Origin of the sequence: Actinacidiphila yanglinensis (genome assembly GCF_900107965.1) — a bacterium.
GTDB classification, from domain to species: Bacteria; Actinomycetota; Actinomycetes; order Streptomycetales; family Streptomycetaceae; genus Actinacidiphila; species Actinacidiphila yanglinensis.
Genome location: NZ_FNVU01000008.1, coordinates 199347 through 225875 on the forward strand (window position 1 = coordinate 199347; position 26529 = coordinate 225875).

Annotated in this window: 22 protein-coding genes; 16 read left to right on the top strand and 6 right to left on the bottom strand. The window is 72.9% G+C overall.

Annotated features, from left to right (window positions below; all coding sequences use genetic code 11):
- The first annotated feature begins 67 nt into the window (after window positions 1-67).
- From C4U44_RS20195 to lpdA, 13 genes are all read left to right on the top strand, one after another.
- On the top strand, window positions 68-811 hold the full coding sequence (locus C4U44_RS20195; RefSeq protein ID WP_103887266.1) for a GntR family transcriptional regulator: 744 nt from the start codon (window positions 68-70) through the stop codon (window positions 809-811).
- A 304-nt stretch (window positions 812-1115) separates the two neighbouring features.
- On the top strand, window positions 1116-2033 hold the full coding sequence (locus C4U44_RS20200) for a TIM barrel protein (protein ID WP_103887267.1): 918 nt from the start codon (window positions 1116-1118) through the stop codon (window positions 2031-2033).
- A 3-nt stretch (window positions 2034-2036) separates the two neighbouring features.
- A complete protein-coding gene (gene iolC / locus C4U44_RS20205; RefSeq protein WP_103887268.1) occupies window positions 2037-3011 on the top strand; it encodes a 5-dehydro-2-deoxygluconokinase in 975 nt (324 codons plus the stop codon).
- Complete coding sequence (locus C4U44_RS20210) at window positions 3008-3886, top strand: Cgl0159 family (beta/alpha)8-fold protein (protein WP_103887269.1); 879 nt, start codon at window positions 3008-3010, stop codon at window positions 3884-3886. The genes iolC and C4U44_RS20210 overlap by 4 nt, the downstream gene beginning before the upstream one ends.
- Window positions 3883-4845, top strand: a complete 963-nt coding sequence (gene iolB / locus C4U44_RS20215) for a 5-deoxy-glucuronate isomerase (protein ID WP_103887270.1) — start codon at window positions 3883-3885, stop codon at window positions 4843-4845. The genes C4U44_RS20210 and iolB overlap by 4 nt, the downstream gene beginning before the upstream one ends.
- Window positions 4842-6824: a 3D-(3,5/4)-trihydroxycyclohexane-1,2-dione acylhydrolase (decyclizing) gene (gene iolD / locus C4U44_RS20220; RefSeq protein WP_103887271.1), complete on the top strand. Its 1983-nt coding sequence runs from the start codon at window positions 4842-4844 to the stop codon at window positions 6822-6824. Before iolB ends, iolD begins: the two co-directional genes overlap by 4 nt.
- A 122-nt stretch (window positions 6825-6946) precedes the next feature.
- On the top strand, window positions 6947-8188 hold the full coding sequence (locus C4U44_RS20225) for an ROK family transcriptional regulator (protein ID WP_103887272.1): 1242 nt from the start codon (window positions 6947-6949) through the stop codon (window positions 8186-8188).
- A gap of 190 nt (window positions 8189-8378) precedes the next feature.
- Window positions 8379-9719, top strand: coding sequence for an ABC transporter substrate-binding protein (locus C4U44_RS20230; protein WP_103887273.1), 1341 nt, complete (start codon window positions 8379-8381; stop codon window positions 9717-9719).
- 7 nt (window positions 9720-9726) lie between these two features.
- Window positions 9727-10674, top strand: coding sequence for a carbohydrate ABC transporter permease (locus tag C4U44_RS20235; RefSeq protein ID WP_103887274.1), 948 nt, complete (start codon window positions 9727-9729; stop codon window positions 10672-10674).
- A gap of 47 nt (window positions 10675-10721) precedes the next feature.
- The gene (locus C4U44_RS20240) at window positions 10722-11528 is read left to right on the top strand and encodes a carbohydrate ABC transporter permease (RefSeq protein WP_200823339.1); all 807 of its coding nucleotides are present in this window, start codon (window positions 10722-10724) and stop codon (window positions 11526-11528) included.
- A gap of 169 nt (window positions 11529-11697) precedes the next feature.
- Complete coding sequence (locus tag C4U44_RS20245; protein WP_235032214.1) at window positions 11698-14454, top strand: glycoside hydrolase family 38 N-terminal domain-containing protein; 2757 nt, start codon at window positions 11698-11700, stop codon at window positions 14452-14454.
- Window positions 14455-14528: 74 nt separating this feature from the next.
- Window positions 14529-17507: a glycoside hydrolase family 2 TIM barrel-domain containing protein gene (locus C4U44_RS20250; RefSeq protein ID WP_103887276.1), complete on the top strand. Its 2979-nt coding sequence runs from the start codon at window positions 14529-14531 to the stop codon at window positions 17505-17507.
- Between the two features lie 122 nt (window positions 17508-17629).
- Window positions 17630-19033: a dihydrolipoyl dehydrogenase gene (gene lpdA / locus C4U44_RS20255; RefSeq protein WP_103887277.1), complete on the top strand. Its 1404-nt coding sequence runs from the start codon at window positions 17630-17632 to the stop codon at window positions 19031-19033.
- A 19-nt stretch (window positions 19034-19052) separates the two neighbouring features.
- Here lpdA and C4U44_RS20260 read toward each other — a convergent pair whose 3' ends face one another.
- Both C4U44_RS20260 and C4U44_RS20265 read right to left on the bottom strand, forming a co-directional pair.
- Complete coding sequence (locus C4U44_RS20260) at window positions 19053-19697, bottom strand: TMEM175 family protein (protein WP_235032215.1); 645 nt, start codon at window positions 19695-19697, stop codon at window positions 19053-19055.
- Between the two features lie 34 nt (window positions 19698-19731).
- Entirely contained in the window at window positions 19732-21552 is a 1821-nt protein-coding gene (locus tag C4U44_RS20265) for a CDGSH iron-sulfur domain-containing protein (protein ID WP_235032216.1), read from the bottom strand.
- Between the two features lie 58 nt (window positions 21553-21610).
- On the opposite strand from C4U44_RS20265, the gene C4U44_RS20270 reads away from it, so the two are divergent.
- Window positions 21611-22186, top strand: coding sequence for a MarR family winged helix-turn-helix transcriptional regulator (locus C4U44_RS20270; protein WP_235032217.1), 576 nt, complete (start codon window positions 21611-21613; stop codon window positions 22184-22186).
- A gap of 64 nt (window positions 22187-22250) precedes the next feature.
- Complete coding sequence (locus C4U44_RS41575) at window positions 22251-22418, top strand: hypothetical protein (protein ID WP_160145070.1); 168 nt, start codon at window positions 22251-22253, stop codon at window positions 22416-22418.
- Between the two features lie 53 nt (window positions 22419-22471).
- Here C4U44_RS41575 and C4U44_RS20275 read toward each other — a convergent pair whose 3' ends face one another.
- The 3 genes from C4U44_RS20275 to C4U44_RS20285 all read right to left on the bottom strand — a co-directional run bounded on the left by C4U44_RS20275 (window position 22472) and on the right by C4U44_RS20285 (window position 23523).
- Window positions 22472-22906 carry a nucleoside deaminase gene (locus tag C4U44_RS20275; RefSeq protein ID WP_103887279.1) on the bottom strand — a complete coding sequence of 145 codons (435 nt, stop codon included), beginning with the start codon at window positions 22904-22906 and terminating at the stop codon, window positions 22472-22474.
- Window positions 22907-23042: 136 nt separating this feature from the next.
- Window positions 23043-23288: a hypothetical protein gene (locus C4U44_RS20280; RefSeq protein ID WP_103887280.1), complete on the bottom strand. Its 246-nt coding sequence runs from the start codon at window positions 23286-23288 to the stop codon at window positions 23043-23045.
- Entirely contained in the window at window positions 23272-23523 is a 252-nt protein-coding gene (locus C4U44_RS20285) for a DUF6400 family protein (RefSeq protein ID WP_200823327.1), read from the bottom strand. Before C4U44_RS20285 ends, C4U44_RS20280 begins: the two co-directional genes overlap by 17 nt.
- Window positions 23524-23827: 304 nt before the next feature.
- Here C4U44_RS20285 and C4U44_RS20290 point away from each other — a divergent pair, with 304 nt between their 5' ends.
- A complete protein-coding gene (locus C4U44_RS20290; protein WP_160145071.1) occupies window positions 23828-24841 on the top strand; it encodes a GNAT family N-acetyltransferase in 1014 nt (337 codons plus the stop codon).
- Here C4U44_RS20290 and C4U44_RS20295 read toward each other — a convergent pair.
- The gene (locus C4U44_RS20295; protein ID WP_103887283.1) at window positions 24831-26456 is read right to left on the bottom strand and encodes a DUF5010 domain-containing protein; all 1626 of its coding nucleotides are present in this window, start codon (window positions 26454-26456) and stop codon (window positions 24831-24833) included. The two genes, C4U44_RS20290 and C4U44_RS20295, sit on opposite strands and share 11 nt — an antisense overlap.
- Window positions 26457-26529: the final 73 nt, after the last annotated feature.

Sequence of the window (26529 nt, forward strand, 5' to 3'; positions counted from 1 at the left end):
GGACGTACAGAGCTTAGTGTGGGATGCGCCATACTGGCCGTCGCCAGCAGTCCAAGGAGGGGTGGGCATGGAGTCGTTCGCGAAACAGATCACCATCGACCGCAGCAGTCCGGTGCCTCTGTACTTCCAGTTCGCCCAGCAGCTGGAGAAGCTCATCGAGACCGGGGTGCTGCCGCCCGGTACCCGGCTGAGCAACGAGGTCTCGATGGCCGACCAGTTCGGGCTGTCCCGCCCGACGATGCGCCATGCCATGCAGCACCTGGTCGACAAGGGGCTGCTGAGCCGCAAACGCGGCGTCGGCACCCAGGTGTTGACCAACCGCATCCGCCGCCAGGTCGGGTTCACCAGCCTCTACGAGGACCTGGAGCGCGACCGGCGCCGGCCGCGCACCGAGGTGCTGTCCATAGAGACCGTGCCCGCCCACGGCGACGTCGCCGTCGCGCTGCGGGTGGAGGAGGGCACCGAGGTGGTGGCGGTCGAGCGGCTGCGGTACGCCGACGACGAGCCGATCGCGCTGCTGCACAACCACCTGCCGGTGGGCACCGTGGAGCTGACCGAGGAGGCGCTGGCCGGGGCCGGGCTGTACCAGCTGGTGCGCCGCGCGGGCGTGACCCTGAGCACCGCGGAGCAGACCATCGGCGCCCGCCGGGCCACCGCCGCCGAGGCAAGGCTCCTCGACGAGACCCGCGGCGCGACCCTGCTGACCATGGTCCGCATCGCCTACGACGCGTCCAGCACGCCGGTGGAGTACGGCTGCCACGTGTACCGGGCCTCCCGCTACTCGTTCGAGATGACGGTGGCAGCCCGCTGAGCGCCGCACGCGGCCGCCTCCTCGACGGCGGGCCCGACTCCTGCCCGTACGCCGGCGCAGGTGCCGAGCGGCGTCCGAACCGCGCCGCGGCGAGCGGCCGATCATGGCCTGACGTCGCACGATCCGCAGGATCGGAAGTCAGAATGTCAGGACAAACCATTGACATGCTGTCGCCCGGGAAGGCACGCTCGATGGACGCGAGCGGGGCAGACGACCCGGGAGCGCGACAGTTGCGAGAAGCGAGGGAAGGGGCGGGCATGCGGATCAGGTCGGCCGGCGTCGGACGGATGACGGGAGCGCGGCCATGACGACCCCGCTCGCCCAGCGCGTCGCGGGCGCGCCCATCTCCTGGGGCGTGTCCGAGGTGCCCGGCTGGGGCCACCAGCTCGAACCCGGCCTGGTCCTGGGCCAGATGCGCGACATCGGGCTGACCGCCACCGAGTTCGGCCCGGAGGGCTTCCTGCCCGACGCCCCCGCCGACAAGGCCGCGGTCCTCGCCTCGTACGGGCTGCGGGCGGTGGGCCAGTTCGTCCCCGTCGTGCTGCACGATCCCGGGCACGACCCGCTCCCCCAGGTCGAGGCGGCGATCGCCGGCCTGCTCGCCGCCGACGCCGGCACCGTCGTCATCGCGGCGGCCACCGGCACCGACGGGTACGACGCCCGCCCGGTGCTCGACGAGGCGGGCTGGGAGCGGCTGCTGGCCAATCTCGACCGGATCTCCGCCACCGCGGCCGCGGCCGGCCTCGTCGCCACGCTGCACCCGCACGTCGGCACGATGATCGAGTCGGGCGAGGAGACCCGCCGGGTGCTGGAGGGCTCGGTGGTCGGCCTCTGCCTCGACACCGGGCACCTGCTGATCGGCGGCGGCGACCCGGTCGCCACCGCGACCCGGTGGCCGGACCGCATCGCGCACGTCCACCTCAAGGACGTGCGCCTCGACCTCGCCCGCCAGGTGCGCAGCGGCGCCCTGACCTACACCCGTGCCGTGACCGAGGGCATGTACGCGCCGCTGGGCAGCGGCGACGTGGACATCGCCGCGATAGTCCGCGTGTTGGAGGGCAGCGGCTACACCGGGTGGTATGTACTCGAACAGGACACCGTGCTCCGGGCCGCGCCCGGTGAGGCCGGTGCCGCCGACCCGGTGGACGATGTGCGCGCCTCCTTCGCCTACCTCCTGTCCCTCGCCCGGACGCCGGGGCGCGCTCCCGGCGCGGTGGAGTGACCGATGGCCCACGATCTCGTCACCATCGGGCGGACCGGGGTGGACATCTACCCGCTCGACCACGGCGTCGGCCTGGAGGACGTGCGGACGTTCGAGAAGTTCCTCGGCGGCAGCGCGACGAACGTCGCCGTCGCCGCGGCCCGGCTCGGCCGCCACGCCGCCCTGATCACCCGCGTCGGCAACGACCCCTTCGGCCGCTACGTACGGCGTGAGGCCGCGCGGCTCGGCGTGGACCCGGTGCACATCGCGCCGCTCTCGGTACCGGACGGGCCGCCCACCCCGGTGACGTTCTGCGAGCTCCACCCGCCGAACGACTTCCCGCTCTACTTCTACCGCTATCCCACCGCGCCGGACCTCATGATCGAGCCCGACGAGCTGCCGCTGGACGACATCCGCGCGGCGGGCGTCTACTGGTCGACCGTCACCGGGCTGTCCGCCGAACCCAGCCGGGCGGCCCACTTCGCCGCGTGGCAGGCCCGCGGCCGGCGCGCCCATACGGTGCTCGACCTCGACTACCGGCCGATGTTCTGGTCGGGTCCCGAGGAGGCGAGGAAGCAGGTCGGCCTGGCGCTGGACCATGTCACCGTCGCCGTCGGCAACGGCGAGGAGTGCGAGGTCGCCGTCGGCGAGCGCGACCCGCAGCGCGCGGCCGACGCGCTCCTGGAGCGCGGGCTCGAACTGGCCGTGGTCAAGCAGGGCCCCAAGGGCGTGCTCGCCGCCACCCGCGAGGAGCGGGTCGAGGTACCGCCGTTCGCGGTGGAGGTGGTCAACGGCCTGGGCGCCGGCGACGCCTTCGGCGGCGCGCTCGTGCACGGCCTGCTCAACGGCTGGCCGTTGCGCCGAACCCTGGCGTTCGCCAACGTCTCAGGCGCCATCGTCGCCTCCCGCCTCGCCTGCTCGACGGCCATGCCCACGGCCGCCGAGGTGGAGGCGGCCCTCGCCTCCCGGCCGTCGACATCCGAAGGGACGGCAGGATGAACGCCGCCGAACTGACCGAGATAAGGGCTCGCCATCCCGAACGGATCGGGCGCTCCTGGCAGGAGCGCGCGCGGCGCCCGCTGATCGGGGACGACGGCCGGCTGCTCATCGTCGCCGCCGACCACCCGGCCCGCGGCGCGCTGGGCGTGCGCGGCAACGACCGGGCCATGGCCAGCCGCACGGAACTGCTGGACCGGCTCGCCACCGCGCTGTCCCGGCCGGGCGTGGACGGGGTGCTCAGCACCCCCGACCTGCTCGACGACCTGCTGCTCATGGGCGCGTTGGAGAACAAGGTCGCCCTCGGTTCGATGAACCGCGGCGGGATCCAGGGCTCGGCCTTCGAACTCGACGACCGCATCACGGCGTACACCCCGCAGGCCATCGCCGCGCAGGGCCTGGAAGGCGGCAAGACCCTCACCCGGATCTGCCTCGGCGACCCCGGCACGGTGGCGACCCTCGAAGCGACGGCCGCCGCGGTCACCGAGCTCGCCGAGCACGGGCTGATGGCGATGGTCGAGCCGTTCCTGTCGGTGCGCGAGAACGGCCGGGTGCGCAACCTCCTCGACCCCGACAGCGTGATCAGGTCCATCACCATCGCCAGCGGGCTGGGCGCGAGCAGTGCCCACACCTGGCTCAAGCTGCCGGTGGTCGACGAGCTGGACCGGGTCCTGGACGCGACCACGATGCCCACCCTCCTGCTCGGCGGCGACCCGGAGGGCGAGGCCCACCTCACCTACGCGGCATGGGGAGCCGCGCTGAAGATCCCGGCCGTGCGCGGCCTGGTCGTCGGACGCGCGCTCCTCTATCCGCCGGACGGCGATGTCGCCGCGGCGGTCGACATCGCGGCGGACCTCGTGCACGGGAGCGGCGCATGAACGGCGACGGACGGTGGACCCTCCCCCTCGGCAGCGCGGCGGGCGACGGATGGGACGTCGCCGTCGGCCCCGGGCGCGAGGGCTGGCACCACACGAGCCTGCGGGTCGCCGCCCTGTCCGGGGCGGACACCCGCGTGCTGGACGGCGGCGACTGGGAGTACCTGGTCGTCCCGCTGTCCGGCGGCGTCCGCGTGACGGCGCGAACCCCCGACGGGATCGCCCACGAGGCCGAACTGGCCGGCCGGGCCGACGTCTTCGCCGGTGCCACCGACGTCGCCTACGTACCGGCACGCTCGCGGATCACGCTGCGGTCGTCGAGCGGCGCCCCGGCCCGCGTCGCGCTCGCCGGCGCGCTGGTCACCGGCGACGGCGGGCCCGGCGGGACGGGGTCCGGCTCGGCCGGCGGGCGGGAGTTCCGCCATGTCACCGCGGGCGAGGTGCCGGTGGAGCGGCGCGGCGCGGGCACCGCCTCGCGCGAGGTGCGCAACTTCGGCACGCCGGACGTCCTCGACGCCGACGCGATCATCGCCTGCGAGGTCATCACCCCGGCCGGCAACTGGAGTTCGTGGCCGCCGCACAAGCACGACACGCCCCGCCCGGGCGCCGAGACGGTCCTGGAGGAGATCTACTACTTCGAGACGCGCTCGACCGACCCGGGCGGCACCGATCCGGTCGGCTATCAACGCGTCTACGCCGCGAGCGACGACCGGCCGATCGACGTGCTCGCCGAGGTGCGCACCGGCGACGTGGTCCTGGTGCCCTACGGCTGGCACGGCCCGTCGATCGCCGCCCCCGACGCGCACCTGTACTACCTCAACGTCATGGCAGGCCCGGGGCCCGAGCGGGCCTGGCTGATCTGCGACGACCCCGCCCACGCCGGGGTCCGCGACACCTGGCCCGGCCGACCCTTCGACGGGCGACTCCCCTTGTCCGGCACAGCCTCAGGAGACACGGCATGAGCACGGAGCGGGCCGCGACGGTGCGGCTGACGGTGGCACAGGCCACGACCAGGTTCCTCGCCGCCCAGTGGTCGGAGCGGGACGGCGAGCGACGGCGGCTGTTCGCCGGGGTCCTCGGCATCTTCGGGCACGGGAACGTCGCGGGCATCGGGCAGGCCCTGCTCCAGCAGGAGCACGAGGCGGACGGCGCGACCGACCTGCCCTATGTGCTGGCCCGCAACGAGCAGGCCATGGTGCACACCGCCGTGGCCTACGCGCGGCAGCGGGACCGCCTCGCCACGTGGGCCTGCACCGCGTCGATCGGCCCCGGCTCGACGAACATGCTGACCGGTGCGGCCCTCGCGACGATCAACCGCATCCCGGTGCTGCTGCTGCCCTCCGACACCTTCGCGACCCGGGTGAGCACGCCGGTGCTCCAGGAGCTGGAGCAGGAGTACGCCGCGGACATCAGCGTCAACGACGCCTTCCGACCGCTGTCCCGCTTCTTCGACCGGATCTCCCGGCCGGAGCAGTTGCCGTCCGCGCTGCTGGGTGCGATGCGGGTGCTCACCGACCCGGTGCTGACCGGTGCGGTGACGCTCGCGCTGCCGCAGGACGTCCAGGCCGAAGCCCACGACTGGCCGGTGGAGTTGTTCGCCCCGCGGACCTGGCACATCGCCCGCCCGCCGGCCGAGGCCTCCCGCGTCGAGGCGGCGGCGGCCGCCGTCCGCGCCGCGCGGCGCCCGGTGATCGTGGCGGGCGGCGGCGTCCACTACTCCGGCGCCGAGGACGCGTTGCGCGCGTTCGCCGAGGCGACCGGCATCCCGGTCGGCGAGACGCAGGCGGGCAAGGGCTCGCTGCCGCACGGCCATCCGCGGCTGATGGGCGCCGTCGGCTCCACCGGCACCACCGCCGCGAACGCCCTCGCCCGGGACGCCGACCTCGTCATCGGCGTGGGCACCCGGTGGAGCGACTTCACCACGGCCTCCCGAACGGCCTTCCAGCATCCCGGCGTCCGCTTCGTGAACGTCAACATCGCGGCCTTCGACGCGGGCAAGCACGCCGGCCTGTCCGTCGTCGCCGACGCCCGCGAGGCGCTCACGGCGCTCACCGCGGCAGTGGACGGATACCGGGTGCCCGTGGCGTACGAGGAGCGGCAGGCCGCCGGGTGGGCGGACTGGGACGCCGAGGTCGAGGCGGCCTACCACCCCGACGTCTCGGTGACGGACAAGCTGGCGGAGGGAGTGCTCACCCAGAGCACCGTGCTCGGCTGCGTCAACGAGCGCTCCGACCCGCGGGACGTCGTGCTCTGCGCGGCCGGGTCGATGCCAGGCGACCTCCACAAGCTGTGGCGGGTGCGCGACCGCAAGGCGTACCACGTGGAGTACGGCTACTCCTGCATGGGGTACGAGATCCCGGCGGCGATCGGTGTCCGGCTCGCCGACGGCAGCCGGGACGTCTTCGCCATGGTCGGTGACGGCGGCTACCTGATGATGCCGACCGAACTGGTCACGGCGGTCCAGGAGCGGGTGAAGGTCATCGTCGTCCTGGTCCAGAACAACGGCTTCCACTCCATCGGTTCGCTCTCGGAGTCGCTCGGGTCGCAGCGGTTCGGCACCCGCTACCGCTACCGCTCCGCCGACGGCCGCCTCGACGGCCCGCCGCTGCCGACCGACCTCGCGGCCAACGCCCGCAGCCTCGGCGCGCACGTGATCGAGGTGCACTCGCGGGCCGAACTGGAGGCGGCGATCGACCGGGCGAAGGCGTGGCCGGACGACGGCGGCCCCGTCGTCATCCACGTCGAGACCGACCCGCTCGTCCCGGCCCCCGACAGCGAGAGCTGGTGGGACGTCCCGGTGAGCGAGCAGTCCACGCTGGAATCTACGCGCGCCGCCCACGCGGAGTACGCCGCGCACAAGCGCGCGCAGCGTCCGCTGCTCGCCGCCGGGGATGCCGCCGGCCGGGGGGACGGCGGTGAGGACGGGGCCGGGCACGGCTGAGGCATGCACCCCACCTGCGCCGGAACGGACGGCCCGGCGGCGGCGGTGAAGGGGCAGCGTCCCGGCGCCCGGAGGACCCGGCTAGGCTGCCGACGGGTCACAGCGCGGGCGGAGGGTCAGCCATGAATCGCACGGGAACCAACCTTCCCGCCGTCGGCGAGTACAACCAGACGGTTGTCCTCGACGCCATTCGCCGGCGCCCCGAGGGCATCACCCGGTCCGAACTCGCCGCCCTGACCGCGCTGAGCGGGATGACGGTGACGAAGGTCTGCCGCCGCCTGCTGGACGCCGGCCTGGTCGACGAGCAGGGCCGGCGCAACAGCGGTCCGGGCAAGCCGGCCGCGGTCGTCAAGCTCAACCCCAGCGGCGGCTTCGCGGTCGGGGTGCACATCGACCCCGCAGCGGTGACCTACGTCCTGGTGGACCTGTCCGGCACGGTGCGGGACCACTCCCGCACCGGCACGCCGACCGCGGGGGACCCGAGCGCGGTCATCGACGAGATGGCGAACGCGATCGAGGCGCTCATCGCGGGCTCCGCCGTCGACCGGTCCCGGATACTCGGCATCGGCATCGCGTCGCCCGGGCCGGTGAACGTCGAGGAGGGCCTGCTGCTCAACCCGCCGATGATGCCGACCTGGCACCAAGTGGCGCTGCGGCGCGCGCTGGCCGAGGCCACCGGCCTGCCGGTGCTGCTGGAGAAGGACACCACGGCCGCGGTCGTCGCCGAGCTGTGGTTCGCCGATCCCACCAGCAGCCGGGACTTCGCGTTCATGTACTACGGCACCGGCCTGGGCACGGGTCTGTCGGTGGCCGGCGAGGTGGTGCGCGGGATCGGCTCCAACGCCGGCGACGCCGGCCACATCACCGTCGATCCCGAGGGCGAGGTGTGCGCCTGCGGGCGGCGCGGGTGCGTCGGGCACATCACGGTGCCGCGCACCCTGGTCCAGCAGGCGGTGCACGCCGGCGTGCTCACCGCGGCGGAGGCCGGCAGTCCCGACTCCACCGTCGACGTGGACGCCGCCTTCACCCGTCTCGCCGCGCTCGCCGCAGCCGGGGACGCCGGTGCCGGCGTGATCCTGACCGGCGCCGCGCAGGCGCTCGCACGCGCCATCGTGGTGATCGTGAACCTCCTCGACATCGACGAGGTCATCTTCGGCGGGCCGTTCTGGGCCCGGGTCTCCCCCGCGATCCTCGCCGCACTGCCGGGCGCGGTGCACGCCGACCCCGCGCTGATCCCGCCCCACCCGATCAGGTTCGCCCAGTCGGCGATCCCGGTGGACGTCGCGGCCGTCGGAGCGGCGACCCTCGTGCTCGACAACACCTTCTCACCGCGGCCGTCCGCGCTGCTCCTCGCGACGGAGTGACCGAACTTTGTCCTCACAAAGTATTGCGGGGCAATTAGCAAACATGGTTTGCTAACTCCCGCCAGGGCGCCTGTCGCCCGACCCGACACCGTTGCGTCGCGTCCGTTTCACTCGGAAGACATCCCCCCTTGCCTGAGGTGTCAACGTCGACCCGGCCAGCGCATCGCCGGCCGTTCTCTCAAGGACAAATATGAGCAACACAGTCACGCGCATACGCCTCGCCGGCGTCGCCGCGGCAGCCAGTCTGGTGGTACTCACCGGGTGCTCGTCGAGCGCTCCGTCGGGTCACTCGTCCGCGGCGGCGGCAGCGTGCGCCCCCGCGAAGGGCAAGGTGACCCTCCAGTACTGGAACACCGTTCCGGGCATGGACAAGGTCGTCGCCCTGTGGAACAAGAGCCACCCGAACGTCCAGGTGCAGACGAAGAACATCTCCAACGACCAGTACGGCACGCTGGGCAACGCCCTCAAGGCGGGCAAGGCGCCGGACCTCGCCCAGGTCGGCTACGACGAGCTGCCCGACCTGCGCACCCAGAACGCCTTCGTGGACGCCTCGTCCTGCAAGGCCGCCACCGCCGCCAAGTCGAAGTTCGTGCCCTGGACCTGGTCGCAGGCCAGCTTCGGCGGCACCGGCGTGTTCGCCTTCCCGCAGGACACCGGCCCGATGGCCCTGTTCGTGCGCAGCGACATCTTCAAGCAGCACGGCCTCTCCATCCCCACCACCTGGGACGAGTACGCCGCGGACGCGAAGAAGCTGCACGACGCCGACCACAACCTGAGCATCACGTTCTTCGACCCGAACAACGCGGAGTGGTTCAACGGGCTGCTGTGGCAGAACAGCGCCCACATGTACTCCTACTCCGGCAACTCCTGGCACGTCAGCGTCGACTCCGCGCAGAGCAAGCAGGTCGCGGCGTACTGGCAGAAGCTGATCGACCAGAAGCTGGTGCGCACCGACCTCGCCAACGGGTCGACCCCGATGTACGCGGCCTACCAGAAGAACCAGGTCGCCAGCTACGTCGGCGCCGCCTGGGGCTACAGCATGTTCCGCGACAACCTGCCCGACCAGGCCGGCAAGTGGGCGGTCGTGCCGATGCCGACGTGGGGCACGAACGCCGCCTCCGGCGACTGGGGCGGTTCGACCGTGGCGTTCATGAAGGGCAGCAAGCACCTCTACGAGTCGGTCGAGTTCAACTCCTGGCTGAACACCGACCCGCAGGCCCTCGCGCTGGAGAACAAGCTCGGCGGCCTCTACCCGGCGGCCACCGCCGGCACCAAGCTGCCGGCCCTGTCCCAGGGCGTGCCGTACTACAACAACCAGAAGATCTTCGACGTGTTCGCCGACTCGTCGCAGAACATCGACACCAGCTTCGCGTGGGGGCCGACCCAGAAGACGGTCAACCTGGCCCTCCAGGACTCCATGGCCAAGGCGGCCGCGGGCAGTGGGACGCTGACCGGCTCGCTGTCGGCCGCGCAGGCGGCGGCGCTGAAGTCGATGAAGGATCTGGCGATCCCGGCGACCGCGGGCAAGTGACCGCAGCATGACCGACACCGCATCCCGCGCGACCCGCGTGGTGGCGGCCTCCGGGCGCCGCCGCCGTCATCTCGGCGGCGGCCCCCGGGCCGGCACGATCGTCGCGTTCCTCACCCCGTTCTTCCTGCCGTTCGTGCTCTTCTACCTGGTGCCGATCGGCTACGCGATCTGGCAGAGCTTCCGGGTCGTGCGCCGCACCGGCGGCCAGTACGGCACGTCGTACACCACGTTCGGCGGCTTCCACCAGTACGTCCAGGTGTTCCACAACACCGAGTTCTGGAGCAGCATCGAGCGCATCGGGCTGTTCGGCGTCGTGCAGGTGCCGGTCATGCTGTTCGTCGCGCTGATCATGGCGCTGCTGCTCGACAGCCCGCTGCTCCGGCTCCGGTCGTTCTTCCGGATCGCGGCGTTCATGCCGTACGCCGTTCCCGGCGTCATCGCCGCGATCATGTGGTCGTTCCTGTACTCGCCGCAGCTGAGCCCGGTCGTGGAGGTGCTCAAGGACGTCGGCCTGACACCGAACTTCCTGGGCCCGGGCGCCGTGCTGTGGTCGACGGCGAACGTCTCCACCTGGCTGTGGACCGGCTACAACATGCTGATCCTCTTCTCGGCCCTCCAGTCGATCCCGCAGGAGCTGTACGAGGCCGCGCGGCTCGACGGCGCGAGCAACTGGGCGATCGCGTGGCGGATCAAGGTCCCGATCATCGCGCCGTCGATCATCCTCACCACGGTGTTCTCGATCATCGGCACGCTGCAGCTGTACGCCGAGCCGGCCGTGCTGCGCCAGATCTCCTCGAACATCTCCAGCACGTACACGCCGAACATGCTCGCGTACGCGGTGGCCTCGGGGAACAACTACCAGCAGGCAGCGGCGATCTCCGTCGTCATCGCCGTCGTCACCTTCGTCCTGAGCTTCGGGTTCATGCGACTGACCACGAGGAGGGCCGGACTGTGAGCAACCCGAGCACGGCCCGCGAGAGCCGCGTCGGCCGCACCGCCGCCATGTCGCTGATGTTCCTGCTGGCGATCTACTTCCTGCTGCCGATCTACTTCCTGATCGTGGCGGCGACCAAGCCGCAGAGCGACCTCGCCTCCACCTTCGGGCTGGCGTTCTCGCACTTCGACCTCTTCCACAACCTGCACACCCTCTTCAGCCGCGACGGCGGGATCTACGGCCGCTGGGCCGTCAACAGCGTGATCTACGCCGTGCTGGGCGCCGCCGTCGGCACCTTCATCTCCGCGCTGTGCGGCTACGCGCTCGCCAAGTTCCCGTTCCGGGGCCGCGAGTTCCTCTTCTCGGTCATCCTCGGCGGCGTGCTGGTCCCCACCACGGCGCTGGCGCTCCCGCTGTTCCTGCTGTTCTCCAAGACCGGCATCGTCAACACCTACTTCGCGGTGTTCCTGCCGAGCATCGTCAGCCCGTTCGGCGTCTACCTCGCGCGCATCTTCACCGCCGCCGCGGTCCCCGACGAGCTGCTGGAGTCGGCGCGGCTGGACGGCGCGGGCGAGTTCCGCACGTTCTTCTCGGTCGCCCTGCGCCTGATGTCGCCGTCGCTGGTGACCATCTTCCTGTTCCAGTTCGTCGCGATCTGGAACAACTTCTTCCTGCCGATGGTGATGCTGCAGAAGGAGTCCCTCTTCCCGATCACCCTCGGCCTGTACGAGTGGAACGGCCAGACCGCCCGCGCCCCTCTGCTCCAGGAGTCCGTGATCACCGGGTCGCTCGTCTCGATCCTGCCGGTGATCGTCGTGTTCATCCTCCTCCAGCGGTTCTGGCGCACCGGTCTCGCCTCCGGCGCCCTCAAGTAGCGCCGCCCGCACGCACGCAGTCGCCCCCACGCGGCCGCCCGACCCGCACGTCCGGGCGGCCGCGCCATCCCGGCATGCCGTCCCGGCGTGCCCGCATACCGAGCCGCGCCCCGCGCGCTCGCCCGAACAGCCCGCCGCACAGCCCGCCGAACAGAAGGTCCCTCCCGCCATGCAGAACTCCGCCGACCCCGGCCGGCTGCCCGACTCAGCCGTCTTCGTACCCCACTTCCACTGGGACCGGGAGTGGTACGAGCCGTTCCAGGTCTTCCGGCACCGGCTCGTCGCCGCCCTCGACACCGTGCTGGAGACGGCGGAGGCGAACCCCGGCTTCCGGTTCACCGTCGACGGGCAGATGGCCGCGATCGAGGACTACCTGGAGATGCGGCCGGAGAACCGCGACCGGGTGGCCGCCCTGGTCGGCGAGCGGCGGCTCGCGATCGGGCCGTGGCTGATCCTGCTCGACGAGTTCCTCTGCTCCGGCGAGACCATCGTGCGCAACCTCCGGATGGGATGGGCGGCGGCGGCCGAACTCGGCGGCTCGATGCCCATCGGCTACCTGCCGGACATGTTCGGCCATGTCGCGCAGATGCCGCAGATCCTGGCTCGCGCCGGGATCGAGCACGCGGCGCTGTGGCGGGGCGTTCCCGGCTCCGTCGACGGCCACGCCTTCCGCTGGCTCGCCCCCGACGGCTCCGAGGTGCGCACCGAGTTCCTCTTCGACGGCTACGACAACGGCCTCGACGTCCTGCTGGTGCCCGACCGGATCGGCCACGCGCTCGCGGAGTACGCCGAGATGACCGGCGAGCGGTGGGGCAACGACCCGGTGCTGGCGATGGCCGGCACCGACCACAACGCGCCCGACCCGCGGCTCGCCGACTGGCTGAACCGCGCGTCCGGCGTCGGACGCCCCATCACCATCGCGACGCTGGACGAGTACATCCGCGAGCACGTGCGCGACGATGTCTCCGCGGTCGTCACCGGCGAGCTGCGCAGCCACGTGCGCGGCAACATCCTGCCGGGCGTGCTGTCCGTGCGGCTCGCGCTCAAGCAGCGGATGGCCGTCGCCGAGCGCACCATCGACCACGCCGAGCGGATGAACGCGCTGTGGTCGGCCCGCGACGACGCGCCCTTCCTCGCGCTCGCCTGGCACAAGATCATCGAGTCGAGCGCGCACGACTCCGTCGTCGGCTCCGGTACCGACGAGACCAGCGACCAGGTCGAGGCGCGGCTGGCCGAGGCCACGCACGCGGCCCGCGCGGTCCGGGACGCGGCCCTCGCCGAGCCCGCCGCCCGGGTGCCGAGCGACGGCTACCTGGTCGCCAACCCGCTGCCCGTGCCGCGCACCGCCCTGGTCGAGGTCGACGCCGCGGCCCCGGACGAGGGTGCCGTGCTCGTCGCCACCGCGGCGGACGGGTCGACGCGGCCGGTGCAACTGGTCGCGCAGGCCCCGACGGTGCTCAGCGACGAGCGGATGGACGCCTCGCAGCTGGAGCGGGTGCTGCGCCGCATCCACCGCCGTGAACTGTTCGGCCGGCTGATCGACACGTACGAACTCAGCGCCGGCTCGCTCGTGTTCCATCTCGCCGAGGTGCCCACCAGCGGCCCGTTCGACCTGATGGTGCTGCGCCGCGAGGTCGCCGAGGCCGCCGCCGCGCATCCCGGCGAGTGGCGGGTGCTGACGCTGGAGGAGGCCCGCGCGACCGCGCTGGTGCCCGTGCACGTCCCCGCCTCCGGCCTGGCCTCGGTCCACGTGGCCCCGGGCGAGGGCGCTCCCCCGGCACCGGCGACGGCACCCGCCACCGCGACGGCCCGCACGCTGTCCAACGGGCTGGTCGAGGTCGCCGTCAACGCCGACGGCACCCTCGACGTGACCGGGGCCGACGGCACCGTGCTGCGCGGGGTCGGCCGCCTCGTCGACGGCGGCGACCGCGGTGACAGCTACAACTACGCACCCCCGGCCCAGGACGTGCGGGTGGAGCGGCCCGCGCGGGTCGAGGCGGAACTCCTCGAGGACGGCCCGCTGCGGTCCCGGGTCCGCGTCACCCGGGTCTACGACTGGCCCGTCGCGCTCGGCGACGACCGGGACGTGCGCAGCGGGCACACCGTGGCGACCCCGGTGGAGACCGTCGTGGAACTCCGCACCGGCGAGCCGTTCGTGCGGGTGTGCACCTCGTTCCTCAACCGGTCGGCCGACCACCGGGTGCGCTTCCACGTGCCGCTGCCCGAGCCGGTCTCCGTCTCCGCGTCGGCCGGGCAGTTCGCCGTCACCGAGCGCGGTCTCACCGCGGAGGGCGGCTGGGGCGAGTACCCGATCCCGACCTTCCCGGCCGCGTCGTTCGTGGCGGCGGGTCCGGCGACGGTCCTGGTCGACCACGCGACCGAGTACGAACTCGCCGACGGCGGCTCCGAACTCGCCGTCACCCTGCTGCGCGCGATCGGCTCGATCAGCGTCAACATCCACCCGCTGCGCGACGAGCCCGCGGCGTCGGAGATCCCGGTGCCCGGCGCGCAGGACCTCGGCGTACGCATCGAGAACCGCCTCGCCGTCCTGCCCTCCGCCGCCGGCTGGCAGGGCGCCGACGCGGTGGCGCTGGCCGAGGAGTTCCGCAACGACGTGCTGGTCGCCCGCGGGACCGCGCCGGCCGCGGGCCCCCTGCCCGCCGACTCCCCCGGCATAGGGGTCGACGGCGCCGGCGTCCTCGTCTCCAGCATCCGCCGCGTCGCGGACGACGGGCAGGAGCCCGGCATCGAGGTGCGGTTGGCGGCGATGCGGGACACGCCGGTCACCGCCCGCGTGACCGGCGCGTTCACGGAGGCCACCACGGTCGACCTGCTCGGCCGGCCGCTGTCGTCCGTGACGCCCGCCACCGGTGTGGTCGACCTCGCCCTCGGTCCGTGGGAGATACGGACGATCATGGTCAGGTAGTCCCCGGTCACGCCGGCCCGCCCCGGCGGGCCGGCGCCCCGGTCCCGCCCGTTCCACGAAAGAGTCGTGACCCCGTGCACTCGTCCACCTTCCGCCACGTTTCCGACACCGCTCCCGGGCGCGGCGCGCTGCGCGCGGCCCGCGCGTGGCTGCACTCCGACGCCCCCCGCATCCCGCTCGACGGGAACTGGCGCTTCCGGCTGTCGCCGACGGCGGCGGTGCCGGAGGACTTCGCCGCCGAGGGCTACGACGACGGCGGCTGGGACGACATCCCGGTGCCCTCGCACTGGGTGCTGCAGGGCGACGGCGCCTACGGCCGGCCGATCTACACCAACGTGCAGTACCCGTTCCCGATCGACCCGCCGCACGTCCCGGACGAGAACCCGACCGGCGACTACCGCCGCCACGTCGAGCTGCCCGCGGCGTGGTCGGACGCCGAGCGCGTGCTGCTGCGGTTCGACGGTGTCGAGTCGCTCTTCACGGTCTGGGTCAACGGCGAGGAGGTCGGCGGCGCCGCCGGCAGCCGGCTCGCCCACGAGTTCGACGTGACCGCGTACGTGCGGCCGGGCGACAACGTGGTGGCGCTGCGCGTGCACCAGTGGTCGGCGGCCAGCTACCTGGAGGACCAGGACCAGTGGTGGCTGCCGGGCGTCTTCCGCGAGGTGACGCTGCTCGCCCGGCCGGCCGGCGGCATCGACGACGTCTGGCTGCGCACCGGGTTCGACGGCGGGCGGGGCCGGATCGAGCCCGAGATCACCGCCGGTCCCGAGGCGTTCCCGGTCACCCTGCGCCTGCCCGGACTCGGCGTCGAGCAGGTGTGGGCGACGCCCGCCGACGTGGCTCCGGTCGACGTCGAAGGCGTGCACCCCTGGTCGGCCGAGCAGCCGCGCCTGTACGACGCCATCGTGTCGTCGGCCGCGGAGAGCATCGCCCTGCGGGTCGGCTTCCGCACCGTCGAGATCCGCGGCGACCGGTTCCTGGTCAACGGCCGGCGCGTGGTGTTCCACGGGATGAACCGCCACGAGACGCACCCCGAGCGCGGCCGGGTCTTCGACGAGGCGCACGCCCGCGAGGACCTCGCCCGGATGAAGCGGTTCAACGTCAACGCGATCCGCACCAGCCACTACCCGCCGCACCCGCGGCTGCTCGACCTCGCCGACGAGCTCGGCTTCTGGGTCGTCCTCGAATGCGACCTGGAGACGCACGGGTTCGACAAGCTCGGCTGGGCGGGCAACCCCAGCGACGACCCGGCCTGGCGCGCCGCCTGCCTCGACCGGATCGAGCGCACCGTCGAGCGCGACAAGAACCATCCCAGCATCGTGATGTGGTCGCTCGGCAACGAGGCGGGGACCGGTGGCAACCTCGCGGCGATGTCCGCCTGGGTGCACGCCCGCGACACCGGACGGCCGGTGCACTACGAGGGCGACCACGCCGGCGAGTACACCGACGTCTACTCGCGCATGTACGCGTCGGTGCCCGAGACCGAGCAGATCGGCACCGACGGCTCCACCACGCCGCTGCTGAACTGCACCCCCGCCCAGGGCGCCCGCCAGCGCACCCGGCCGTTCCTGCACTGCGAGTACGTCCACGCGATGGGCAACGGACCGGGCGCGATCGACCAGTACGAGGCGCTGGTCCACGACCATCCGCGGCTGCACGGCGGCTTCGTCTGGGAGTGGCGCGACCACGGCATCCTGGCCACCACCGAGGACGGCACGCCGTACTACGCCTACGGCGGTGACTTCGGGGAGGTCGTGCACGACGGCAACTTCGTGATGGACGGCATGCTGCTGAGCGACGACGTCCCGACCCCGAGCCTGCACGAGTACAAGGCGGTCGTGCAGCCGATCCGCTTCGCCTTCGACGGGGACGAGGTGGAGATCGGCAACCTGCGGCACTCGGCCGACACCTCCGACCTGACCCTGCGGTGGCGCGTCGAGCACGACGGGACGCGGGTGGACGGCGGCGACCTGGATGTCCCGGTGGTGCCCGCGGGCGGGTCGGTGCGGGTTCCGCTGCCGCCGATCGCGGTGTCCCGGGACGCGGAGACCTGGCTCACCCTCGACGCGGTGCTCGCGGCGGACACCGCCTGGGCGCCGGCGGGCCACGTGGTCGCGACCGCGCAACTGGACCGTTCCGCGCCTCGATCCGCGCCCGCGGTGCGGCCGGTGACCGGGTGGCGGCCGAGCGAGGGCACCCTGGCGCTCGGCATCGCCGAGTTCGCCGGCGGCTCCCTGGTGCGGCTGGCCGGACGAGTGGTGGCCGGCCCGCGGCTGGAGCTGTTCCGCGCGCCGACCGACAACGACAAGGGCGCGTCGGAGGAGGTCGAGGGGAGCGACGCGTCGGTGCCCGGCGTCTCGAACGCCGACCTGTGGCGGCGCGACGGCCTGGACCGGCTCACCACGCGTCGGGTGTCCGTGGAGGCGACCCAGGGCGCCCTGCGCACGCTCGACCGGGTCTCCGCGGCCGACTCGGCGCTGTCGGTGTCGGTGGAGTCGGTCTGGTCGCTGGTGGACGACGCCCTCGAACTGCGGGTGGAGATCGAGCCGTCGCGCGGCTGGTCGACGGTGTGGCCGCGGATCGGTGTCCGGCTCGCGCTGCCCGACGGCGCGGCCGCGGTCGACGGCGTCGCGTGGTTCGGCCTCGGCCCGTTCGAGTCCTACCCCGACAGCCTGCGCGCCGCACGCACCGGCCGGTTCGCCTCCACCGTCGGCGACTTCGGGGTCGACTACGCCCGCCCTCAGGAGACCGGGCACCGCTCCCGGGTGCGGGAGCTGACGCTGACCGCCGCGGGGAGTGAGGTGCTGCACCTCACAGCGCTGCCGGACACGCAGGGGCGCCGCCCCGGCTTCTCGCTCAGCCGGCACACCCCGCAGCAGATCGCACGCGCAGGCCACCCCCACGAGCTGCCGCCCTCCACGGCGACCCACCTGATCGTGGACGCCGCCCAGCACGGCCTCGGCTCCCGGGCCTGCGGACCCGACGTGTGGCCCGAGTTCGCGCTCCGCCCGGAGTCCCGCACGATCAGGCTGCGTTTCACGGCAGCAGGGTGACCGCACGCGGAACGGCGCCGCTTGACGCTAACGTGTGATCACGTTGCCGTCAGGATGCCCGTGCCTGGTGCGGGCCGAGCCGTGCCGACGGAGCACGGCGTTCTTTGTCGAGAGGAACCTCCATGGACGAGCGCTTCGACGTCGTCGTACTCGGAGCAGGCCCCGGCGGGTACACCGCCGCCGTCCGCGCCGCCCAACTGGGCAAGCGGGTCGCGGTGGTCGAGCAGAAGTACTGGGGCGGGGTGTGCCTGAACGTCGGCTGCATCCCCTCCAAGGCGCTGCTGCGCAACGCCGAGCTCGCCCACCTCGTCACCCGCGAGGCCAAGACGTTCGGCATCGTCTCCGACGGCCCGATCACCTTCGACTACGGGGAGGCCTTCCGGCGCAGCCGCAAGGTCGCCGACGGCCGGGTCAAGGGCGTCCACTTCCTGATGAAGAAGAACGAGATCACCGAGATCGACGGGCGCGGCAGCTTCCTCGACCCGCACACCCTGCGGGTGGAGCAGTCCGACGGCTCCACCCGCACGGTCGGCTTCGAGCACTGCATCATCGCCTCCGGCGCCTCCACCCGGCTGCTGCCCGGCACGTCGCTGAGCGAACGCGTGGTCACCTACGAGGAGCTGATCCTGCGTGAGGAGCTGCCGCGCTCGATCGTGATCGCCGGCGCGGGCGCGATCGGTGTCGAGTTCGCGTACGTCCTGCACAACTACGGGGTCGAGGTCACCATCGTCGAGTTCCTCGACCGGCTGGCGCCGCTGGAGGACGAGGAGGTCTCGGCGGAACTCGCCAAGCAGTACCGCAAGCTCGGCATCGGCGCCCTGACCTCCACCCGCGTGGACGGCATCGACGACTCCGGCGACCAGGTGCGGGTCACCGTCACCGGCAAGGACGGCGCCCAGCAGGTGCTGGCGGCCGACATGGTGCTGCAGGCCATCGGGTTCGCGCCCAACGTCGAGGGCTACGGGCTGGAGAACACCGGGGTCCGGCTGACCGAGCGCGGCGCGATCGACGTGGACGGCCGCTGCCGCACCTCGGTGCCGCACCTCTTCGCGATCGGCGACGTCACCGCGAAGCTCATGCTCGCGCACGCCGCCGAGGCGATGGGCATCGTCGCCGCGGAGACCCTCGCGGACGCGGAGACCATGGAACTGGACTACGTGATGATCCCGCGCGGCACCTACTGCCAGCCGCAGATCGCCAGCTTCGGCTGGACCGAGGCCCAGGCGCGCGAGCGCGGCTTCGACGTCAAGGTGGTGAAGTTCCCCTTCACCGCCAACGGCAAGGCGCACGGCCTCGGCGCGCCGGGCGGTTTCGTGAAGCTCCTGGCCGACAACCGGCACGGCGAGTTCCTCGGCGCCCACCTCATCGGCCACGACGTGACGGAGCTGCTGCCCGAACTCACCCTCGCCCAGCAGTGGGACCTCACCGTCCACGAGGTCGCCCGCAACGTGCACGCGCACCCGACGCTGAGCGAGGCGGTCAAGGAGGCGGTGCACGGCCTGGCCGGCCACATGATCAACTTCTGACGGCCGGCGGCGCTCGCGCTCACTCCGCCCCGGGCTCCGGCACCGGCGCCCGGCCGGAGGTCGCGAGCTGGTCGAAGCAGTAGTAGAGGGCAAGGGCGCCGTGGACGGCCAGCGTCGCGTAGGCGTTGACGAAGGACAGCGCGACGGTGCCCGCGTAGGCGACCGAACCGACGCCGAACCGGCGCAGGGCGGCCCGGCCGGCGGCGCGGTCCAGGTGTGCGTGCAGGAGCCCGGCGGTGCGGGTGATGGCCAGCCACAGCACGCTGAACGCGAGGCCAACGGCGAGCATGGTCGCGCTGTAGACCGCCGCGGCGGTGTGCGCGTCGCGGCCGTCCGCGGTGAGGTACTCCGCGAGCAGGTGGGTCGGGAACGGCAGGAACGACACGGCGAGCAGCAGCGCGAGGTTCGCGAACAGCACCGGCCGGTCGACCTGCCGCACCTGCGTGAACATCGCGTGGTGGTTCACCCACATGATGCCGATGGTGAGGAAGCTGACGAGGTACGCGGCGTAGGCGGGCCACTGGTGGGACAGCGCCGACGCCAGGCTCGCGCCGTGCAGGTCATCCCGCGCAGGTACGCGCAGGTCCAGCACGAGCAGGGTGATGGCGATGGCGAGGACGCCGTCGCTGAACGCCTCCACCCGCCCGCTGTCGGTCAGGGCCATGCCGGCGCCCCGGTACGCGGGGCGGAAGGGGCGGTCACGGCTGCCTTCCGTCGTCGATCCAGCGGGCGAACGCGTCGATGCGGTCGGCAGGCCACGCCCCGTCGCAGGGCATGGTGCCGGCGCGCAGGCGCTGCAGGATCGCGTCGGCGTGCCGGCTGACGTCCTCGTGGGACCACAGGTCGAACACGAAGGTCATCGACTGCCGGTCCATCGACCGGAACAGGGGTTTGACGTGCTCGCCGAACCGCACCTGCTCGCCGTCGGCCGGCAGCGCCGGCGGCGGTCCGGTCTCCGCGGCGGGCGGGGCGAGCGCCGAGACGCGCGATCCGGGGGCGCCTGCCGCGGTGTGCCAGTCCCAGTGCGGCATCGGCATGTTCGGCGGCGGCGTGGCGCCGGTCTGGGAGTTCTCCACCGCCAGGCGGGAGCCCCACTCGATGTAGGCGCCGAAGGCGGAGCGGAACTCCGGGTCGTTGGGCAGGCCCGCCTCCTGGGCGGACCGCGTCAGCAACTGCACCCAGCGCGCCCGCTGTTCCTCGGTCAGGCCCTTCCCCACGTGCTGGGAGACCATCCGGGTGTACCCGCCGTACTCCTCGCTGTAGCGGGCGGGCCCGCCGAACACCTCGCCGAGCCACTTCGCCACGCGCTGCGGGTGGTCGGGGGACATCGTGGCGAACAGCGGTGCCAGCAGCGGGTCCTGGGGGACGTGCTTCTCGTAGAACAGGCGCGTCATCCGCTCCAGCGCCGGCAGGCCGCCGGCCCACTCGAAGACGGTGGGCCGGTGCTCGGCGTCCGGGGCCGGGTCACGGAAGCCGACGTACCAGTGCATGCCACTGCAGAACGGCTTGTTCTGCGACCGGCCGCAGCGGCACAGGGCGTAGTGCTCCAGGGAGGCGCCCTGGTTGCGCTCCACCGGCGCGCCGTCGGGCCGGACGAGCGGGACGGCGCCGGTGACGCGGTACGGGCCGTCCTTGGTGACCTCGATCGCGGGCGGGCGGGTGCCGTGGTGATCGACGGTGTCGCGTGCCTCGGCCCCGTCGATCGCGAAGGACAGCGCACCTGACGGGCAGTCGCGGACCGCCCGCACGATCTCGTCCATGCGGCCCCCGCTGGGGGTGACGAAGGTGTCGCCCTGCTGGTGGAAGACCGTCGCGAGCCGGTCGGTGCAGTAGCCGGAGTGCTGGCACGTCCCCCGGTTGTCCAGGACGTCGACCTGCTGCCCGACATGCGTGTCCCGCCGGTCCGGAACCCGGTGGGGGTCCTTCGTCGAGGTGAAGCCGCTGGTGGCGTGGCTGCCGTCGCACAGCGGCTTGCGCGCGGAGGCGCCGCACCGGCACAGGGCCGTGGTCGGGGTGACCGCGACGGGCTCGCCGAGGTGGTCGGTGACGTCCTCGGCGTTGGTGACGAGGTAGGGCCCGTCGGGCACCGGGACGACCGCGGCCGGCAACCGCTCCTGGAGCCGGCGGAGTTCGGCCAGCCGCCGGGCCGCGGTGTCGCCGTCGCCCTGGGTACGGACCAGGTCCTGGAGGGCGGCGGCGGCCTCGACCAGTCCGGCGGGCGCCTCAGGGTGGGTCCGCAGCCGGGTCGCCTCCTGCGCCAGCGCCCACAGCCGCTCACCGGCGGCTGCCTCCGAAGGCGCCGCCGCTGCTGGGGACTTGGGGGGCTCGGGCGGCTCGTGGGGCGTCCCCGCCGGATCCGCCGGGAGCCGCTCCACCGCGGCCGACAGCGGCCGCAGCACGCTGGCGGTCAGCCGCTCCGCGTCGGCCCCCGTCAACGCGCCGGCCAGCGCGGTCGCCTCGTGCAGGAGCGCGGTGAGACTCCGCGGGCCGACGCCGGTGTCGGGACTGGACTCGGTCAACGGGTGCCTCCTGGCGTGCGCTTGCGGTCCAATGGAGCGGAGACTAGTTTATTTTAATGTGCAGGTAAATGACTCCCCTTCAGCCGACAGCGATCATGTCGACCGGGTCCAGGCGCAGTGGGCCGCCCACCAGCCCGACCTCGACACCTCCCCGATCGCGGTGATCGCCCGGCTCGGCCGCCTGCACGCGTACGTCGACTCGGGCCTGCACACGGTGTTCCGGCAGCACGGACTGACCCGGCAGAGCTGGGACATCCTGGCGAGCCTGGCCCGGGTCGGCCCGCCGCACCGAATGACCCCGACCGACCTGCACCAGGCGCTGATGCGCACCGCCGGCGCGATCACCCACACCTTGCACCGGTTGGAGTACGCCGGGCTGGTGGAGCGCCTCCCCGACGAGCACGACCGGCGCAGCCTGCTGGTCGGCCTCACCCCTGCCGGCGAGGCGCTGATCGCGCGGGTGGCGCCGCTGCACCTGGCCAACGAGCGGCGGATGCTGGACGCGTTGGGCCCGGAGGAGCAGCAGGTCCTGGCCGGCCTCCTGCGGACCCTCCTGATCTCCTTCGAGAACGAGCAGCCCGTCCCCGACCCGGTGCGCTCCCCCGCCGCGCGCCCCCGCGTGACGGAGATCTGAACGGCCCCCGGCCGGAACCGATCCAAGATCCTCGGGGTCTCAGCAGGGAGGGGGAGGTATGCCCATGCCAGGCAAAGCCGAGAACAGATCGTGGGTGCGGCTCGCGGCCCTGACCGTGGCGGCAGCGGTCCTTGCCGTGCTCGGTGTGCTCGTCGCGCACTCCGTGGACACGCCACCCGGCGGGGAGCAGTGCGACCCGATGGGGCCGGCCTGGTCCGAGGCCTGCGACTGACCCGACCGGCGACCGGTGGCGACGGGGTGCCGCCCGCCGACGCCCGACGGGCGTCAGGAGCGGTAGTACGTCTCGATGGGCACCCGGGCCGCCTCGAACAGCGCCGGTCCGTCCTGCGCCACCGCCGGCCAGGCGCCCGACTCCGGGTTGAGCTCGACGAGTTGTTCGGTGGACAGCGCGTAGACCACGCGCCCGAGGCCCGAGCGGACGATGCCGCCCGCGCACATCCCGCACGGCTGGCAGCTGGTGTACATGGTGGTGCGCGCGGCCGTCTGGGCGTCGAGTTCGCGGGCCGCCCAGCGGGCGAGCTTCAGCTCCGGGTGGGCGCTGATGTCGTTGTCGCGCCGGACGGTGTTGTGGGCCTCGACGAGGATCGCGCCGTCCGGTCCGGCCAGCAGCGAGCCGTAGGGGGCGTCTCCCAGGGTGACGGCGTCGGCCGCGATGGCGACGGCGCGCCGCAGCAGTTCCTCGTCGGTGGAGCTGATCACGATGGTGCCCTCCGCTCGGCGGCGACGGGCCCGCGCCCGTACACGTGATCGCATCGTAGGGCGGCGGTCGCGGCGGCCGGCGCGCGAGGTCGGCGTCGGGCGCCGCCGGGGTGGGCTTGGTACGGGACCGGGCGCGTCAGGCGCAGGCGGTGCCGTCGTCGCGGGGGGTGACGCCGGGGCGGGTGTTCAGCTCCCACATGTGCGTGCACCGGGGGCACTGGAGGTGGACGACCGGACCCCGGTTCGAGATCAGGTAGCGCCAGTGCTCGCCGCAGTTGCGGCGGTCGGCGCAGGTCGCGCAGTGGCGGTCGTCCTCGCAGACCGGGCAGGCCACCCAGGCGCGGCGGGCGGGGTCCGCCTGCGGGTCAATGGGCAGCGGCACGTCCGGGCTCCTCCCCTGGCAGCACGCCGGCCGCAACCAGCAGGTCGTAGGTGCGCTGCTGCTCGGCGTCCAGGCCGGAGTAGAGCAGGGCGTGTGCCTCGTCCTCACCGCGGAGGACGGCCACCGGGTCCCAGTCGGGCCCGAGCGCGGCCACGACCTCGGCCCGTCGCCGGGCTTCCTCGAAGGTCAGGTCGATCGCGAAGGGGGTGAGGCCGGGCGTGTTGTCCTGGTTCATGGCAAGACTTCCGATGTGCTGGCGTATCCCCTCCATCTGTACCAGGCACCCGCGGCGCGGGGAAGGTTCCCCTAAGTTCTCCGGAGAGCGTGACGGAGGGCCTACCACCCGGTTCGGGGGCGTGGTCCACCCGGATCGGCCACCCCGGGCGGGCCGTTGCCCGCCGCCCGGCCCGGAAGGGGGCGGTGCACACCACCCGGCATTGTGACGCAGTTCACGTGCGCCGACCGCCGCCCACCCCCGCCTCCCGCGCCGGGCGGGCGCCGCCGCGACCGCGGATCGGCAGCGTGAAAAGATGGCAATCATGGACAATCTGGACAGCACGGGGCAGCTGAGCACCCGCCCGCTCGGCGGGGACGCCGTCCCTGCCTGGCTGGACCTCCACGAGGCGGTCGAGCGGGTGGACCGGGCTGGCGACCACGTCGATGCCGGGGAACTCCTCGACGTCCTGGACGACCCCAAGCTGGACGTCGCGCGCGACACCGTCGGGCTGTGGGACGGATCGCGCCTGGCCGCGTTCGCGGTGCTGCACACACCGCACGGCGCGGTGGACGTCGCGCGCTTCCAGGGCGAGGCGACGGTCCACCCGCAGTGGCGGCGGCGCGGCATCGGGGTCCGGCTGGTCCGCTGGCTGGAGGGGCGCGCACGGGCCCGGCACACCGGGGACGCGACGCTGTCCGCGCTGCCGGGCGAGTTGCTGCTGGAGGGCAAGGCGGGCGACGCGGGGCTGCTGAAACTCACCGAGAAATGCGGCTTCACCGCCTGCCGCTGGTGGTTCGGGATGAAGCAGCCGGTGGGTGGGGACCGCCCGGAGGCCCGGCCCGCGCCGGAGGGCACCCGGCTGGTGACCTACGACGCGGCGTACGACGAGGCCGCCCGGCTCGCGCACAACGACGCGTTCCGCGACCACTGGAACTTCTCCAGCCTCGACCGGACCGACTGGCGCACATGGGTCACCGGCGCCCGCTCGTTCCGGCCCGCGATGTCGCGGCTGCTGATGGCGGGCGACGAGGTGGCGGCCTACCTGCTGGCGGAGGAGAGCACCGCCGAGACCGCCGCCACGGGCAGCCGGGACTGCCATGTCGGCTACCTGGGCACGCGGCGCGCCTACCGCGGCCGGGGCGCGGCCCCGGCGCTGCTGGCCGACCTGCTGCGGGCGGCGGGCGGCGCCGGGTACGCCACGGCCTCGCTGACCGTGGACACGGCCAACCCGAGCGGCGCGCTCGGGTTCTACCGGCAGTTCGGGTTCGCGGTGGACCGCGAGTCCGTCACCTACGCGCGCGCCCTGGACGAGGCGGAGCAGGGGCTCAGGAGCTGACGGCCTGCCACCAGTCCACGTTGAGGCCGCCGTTGGGGTACTCGATCCGGACCGTGTGGTAGGTGCCGGGCTTGAACTGGAAGGTGCCCGCGTCGACGGTCTGCCAGGTCTGCCAGCCGCCGGTGTCCGGCACGGTGAGGGTGGGACCGGCGACGCCGTCCACGACGAACCGCAGCTGCGTGCTGGGGTTGGGGGTGGCGACGCGCACCGTGAAGTCCTCGGTGTTCTGCAGGGGGACCTCGTTCCACTGCTCCCACTCGCCGGTGGCGACGAGGCCGACGTTCCAGCCGCCTCCGGTGTCGGTCGTGGTCTGCACGTCGAGGCCGTCCGCGCGGTAGACGCCGAAGTCGTTGCCGGAGGTGGTGTCGGAGACGGAGTCGGCGGTCTCCGCCTGGACGGTCAGCGTGCCGGGGAAGGGCGCCTTGGAGTAGCGGCGCAGGATGTTGATGTCCTGGCCCGGGTAGTCGCGCAGCGTGGTGGCATAGGGCGCGTCCTCGGTGCGCCACAGCGCCGCGTTCTCCAGCCAGTCGCTGAAGCCCTCGACCAGGGTGAGGGAGTCGTTCGCGCCGACGGTCGCGGCGAGGTCGTTCACGAGGGTCCGGCCGTGGTCCGGGTCGATCACCATGTTCGTGGAGCCGGTCACGAAGGAGAAGCCGGGCACCGTGGCACCGAAGGTGTGGCCGTTGAGCGTGGCGTTGGTGTACGCCGGGCTCGGCACGCCGAACCACGCGTCCTGGCCGTCCGCGACGGACGCCACCCCCGGATCGTTGGCGATCCACGACTGGTCGGTCACGAAGTACGGGTTCTCGCCGAACTGCGCCTGCGCCTGGGTGCGGACGTAGGAGAGCATCGCCGCGGAGTTGCCGCCGCCCTGGTTGCTGAAGGCGAAGCTGTTGTCGGACCACAGGTAGACCAGCGGGCGGCCGTCGACCTTGTAGAGCATGCTGCTCGGGACGGCCTGGAAGAACGCCTTGAGGTCGTCGTCCCACAGGTACTGGTAGCCGCCCTCCCCCGCGCCGGTCGTGTCGCTCATGTCGAACGGCGGGGAGTAGCCGCCGGTGTGGTGCTTGACCTGGTTCTTCTTGTCTGTCATCGACGCGGGGGTGTCGTCGAACGCGGCGATCTTGAGCGTGCCGGCCGCTCCCGCCTGGTTGATGGCGGCCACGAGTTCGGTCAGCTCGCGCGGGTCGCCGCCGCCGTTGGGCACGGCGGAACCGGGTACGAAGCCGCGGGTGTCGACCGCGACGAAGTCCACCCCGGCGGAGACCAGTTGCTCCACGCAGTTCAGCCAAAATTGGGAGCTGGGCTGGTCCGCCGCCTGGTACATCGGCAGGTTGTAGATGGTGCTGCCCTGGTTGGTGTACGGGCCGCCGGCGAGCGTGGAGGTCTCGAATCCGAAGGTCACGCCGAGGGCGCCGGTGTCCGCGGCGGCCCGGTGCGTGAGGGAGGTGCCGCCGTCGTCCACGACCACGGCGGGTGCGGCGGCCGAGGCCGCGGAGGCGGAGGCTGAGGCGGGGCCACCACCCAGCGCCGCAGGCGTGCCGACGGCAAGCGCCAGCGCCGCGCAGAGCAGCAGGATGCGGTGGGTGGGCCACGTTCCGGTGGGGCGCTGCATGGCGTCACGGTCCCTTCGGGCCGTCCGCGTGGGGGCGGGCCGGCGCTACCGATGGTGGGGGGCAGTCGGTGGG

Bases quoted from the DNA above. Each gene is read 5' to 3' on its own strand.
- C4U44_RS20195 (WP_103887266.1), top strand. From the start codon at position 68: ATGGAGTCGTTCGCGAAACAGATCACCATCGACCGCAGCAGTCCGGTG.
- C4U44_RS20200 (WP_103887267.1), top strand. From the start codon at position 1,116: ATGACGACCCCGCTCGCCCAGCGCGTCGCGGGCGCGCCCATCTCCTGG.
- iolC (WP_103887268.1), top strand. From the start codon at position 2,037: ATGGCCCACGATCTCGTCACCATCGGGCGGACCGGGGTGGACATCTAC.
- C4U44_RS20210 (WP_103887269.1), top strand. From the start codon at position 3,008: ATGAACGCCGCCGAACTGACCGAGATAAGGGCTCGCCATCCCGAACGG.
- iolB (WP_103887270.1), top strand. From the start codon at position 3,883: ATGAACGGCGACGGACGGTGGACCCTCCCCCTCGGCAGCGCGGCGGGC.
- iolD (WP_103887271.1), top strand. From the start codon at position 4,842: ATGAGCACGGAGCGGGCCGCGACGGTGCGGCTGACGGTGGCACAGGCC.
- C4U44_RS20225 (WP_103887272.1), top strand. From the start codon at position 6,947: ATGAATCGCACGGGAACCAACCTTCCCGCCGTCGGCGAGTACAACCAG.
- C4U44_RS20230 (WP_103887273.1), top strand. From the start codon at position 8,379: ATGAGCAACACAGTCACGCGCATACGCCTCGCCGGCGTCGCCGCGGCA.
- C4U44_RS20235 (WP_103887274.1), top strand. From the start codon at position 9,727: ATGACCGACACCGCATCCCGCGCGACCCGCGTGGTGGCGGCCTCCGGG.
- C4U44_RS20240 (WP_200823339.1), top strand. From the start codon at position 10,722: ATGTCGCTGATGTTCCTGCTGGCGATCTACTTCCTGCTGCCGATCTAC.
- C4U44_RS20245 (WP_235032214.1), top strand. From the start codon at position 11,698: ATGCAGAACTCCGCCGACCCCGGCCGGCTGCCCGACTCAGCCGTCTTC.
- lpdA (WP_103887277.1), top strand. From the start codon at position 17,630: ATGGACGAGCGCTTCGACGTCGTCGTACTCGGAGCAGGCCCCGGCGGG.
- C4U44_RS20260 (WP_235032215.1), bottom strand. From the start codon at position 19,697: ATGGCCCTGACCGACAGCGGGCGGGTGGAGGCGTTCAGCGACGGCGTC.
- C4U44_RS41575 (WP_160145070.1), top strand. From the start codon at position 22,251: ATGCCAGGCAAAGCCGAGAACAGATCGTGGGTGCGGCTCGCGGCCCTG.
- C4U44_RS20285 (WP_200823327.1), bottom strand. From the start codon at position 23,523: ATGAACCAGGACAACACGCCCGGCCTCACCCCCTTCGCGATCGACCTG.
- C4U44_RS20290 (WP_160145071.1), top strand. From the start codon at position 23,828: ATGGACAATCTGGACAGCACGGGGCAGCTGAGCACCCGCCCGCTCGGC.
- C4U44_RS20295 (WP_103887283.1), bottom strand. From the start codon at position 26,456: ATGCAGCGCCCCACCGGAACGTGGCCCACCCACCGCATCCTGCTGCTC.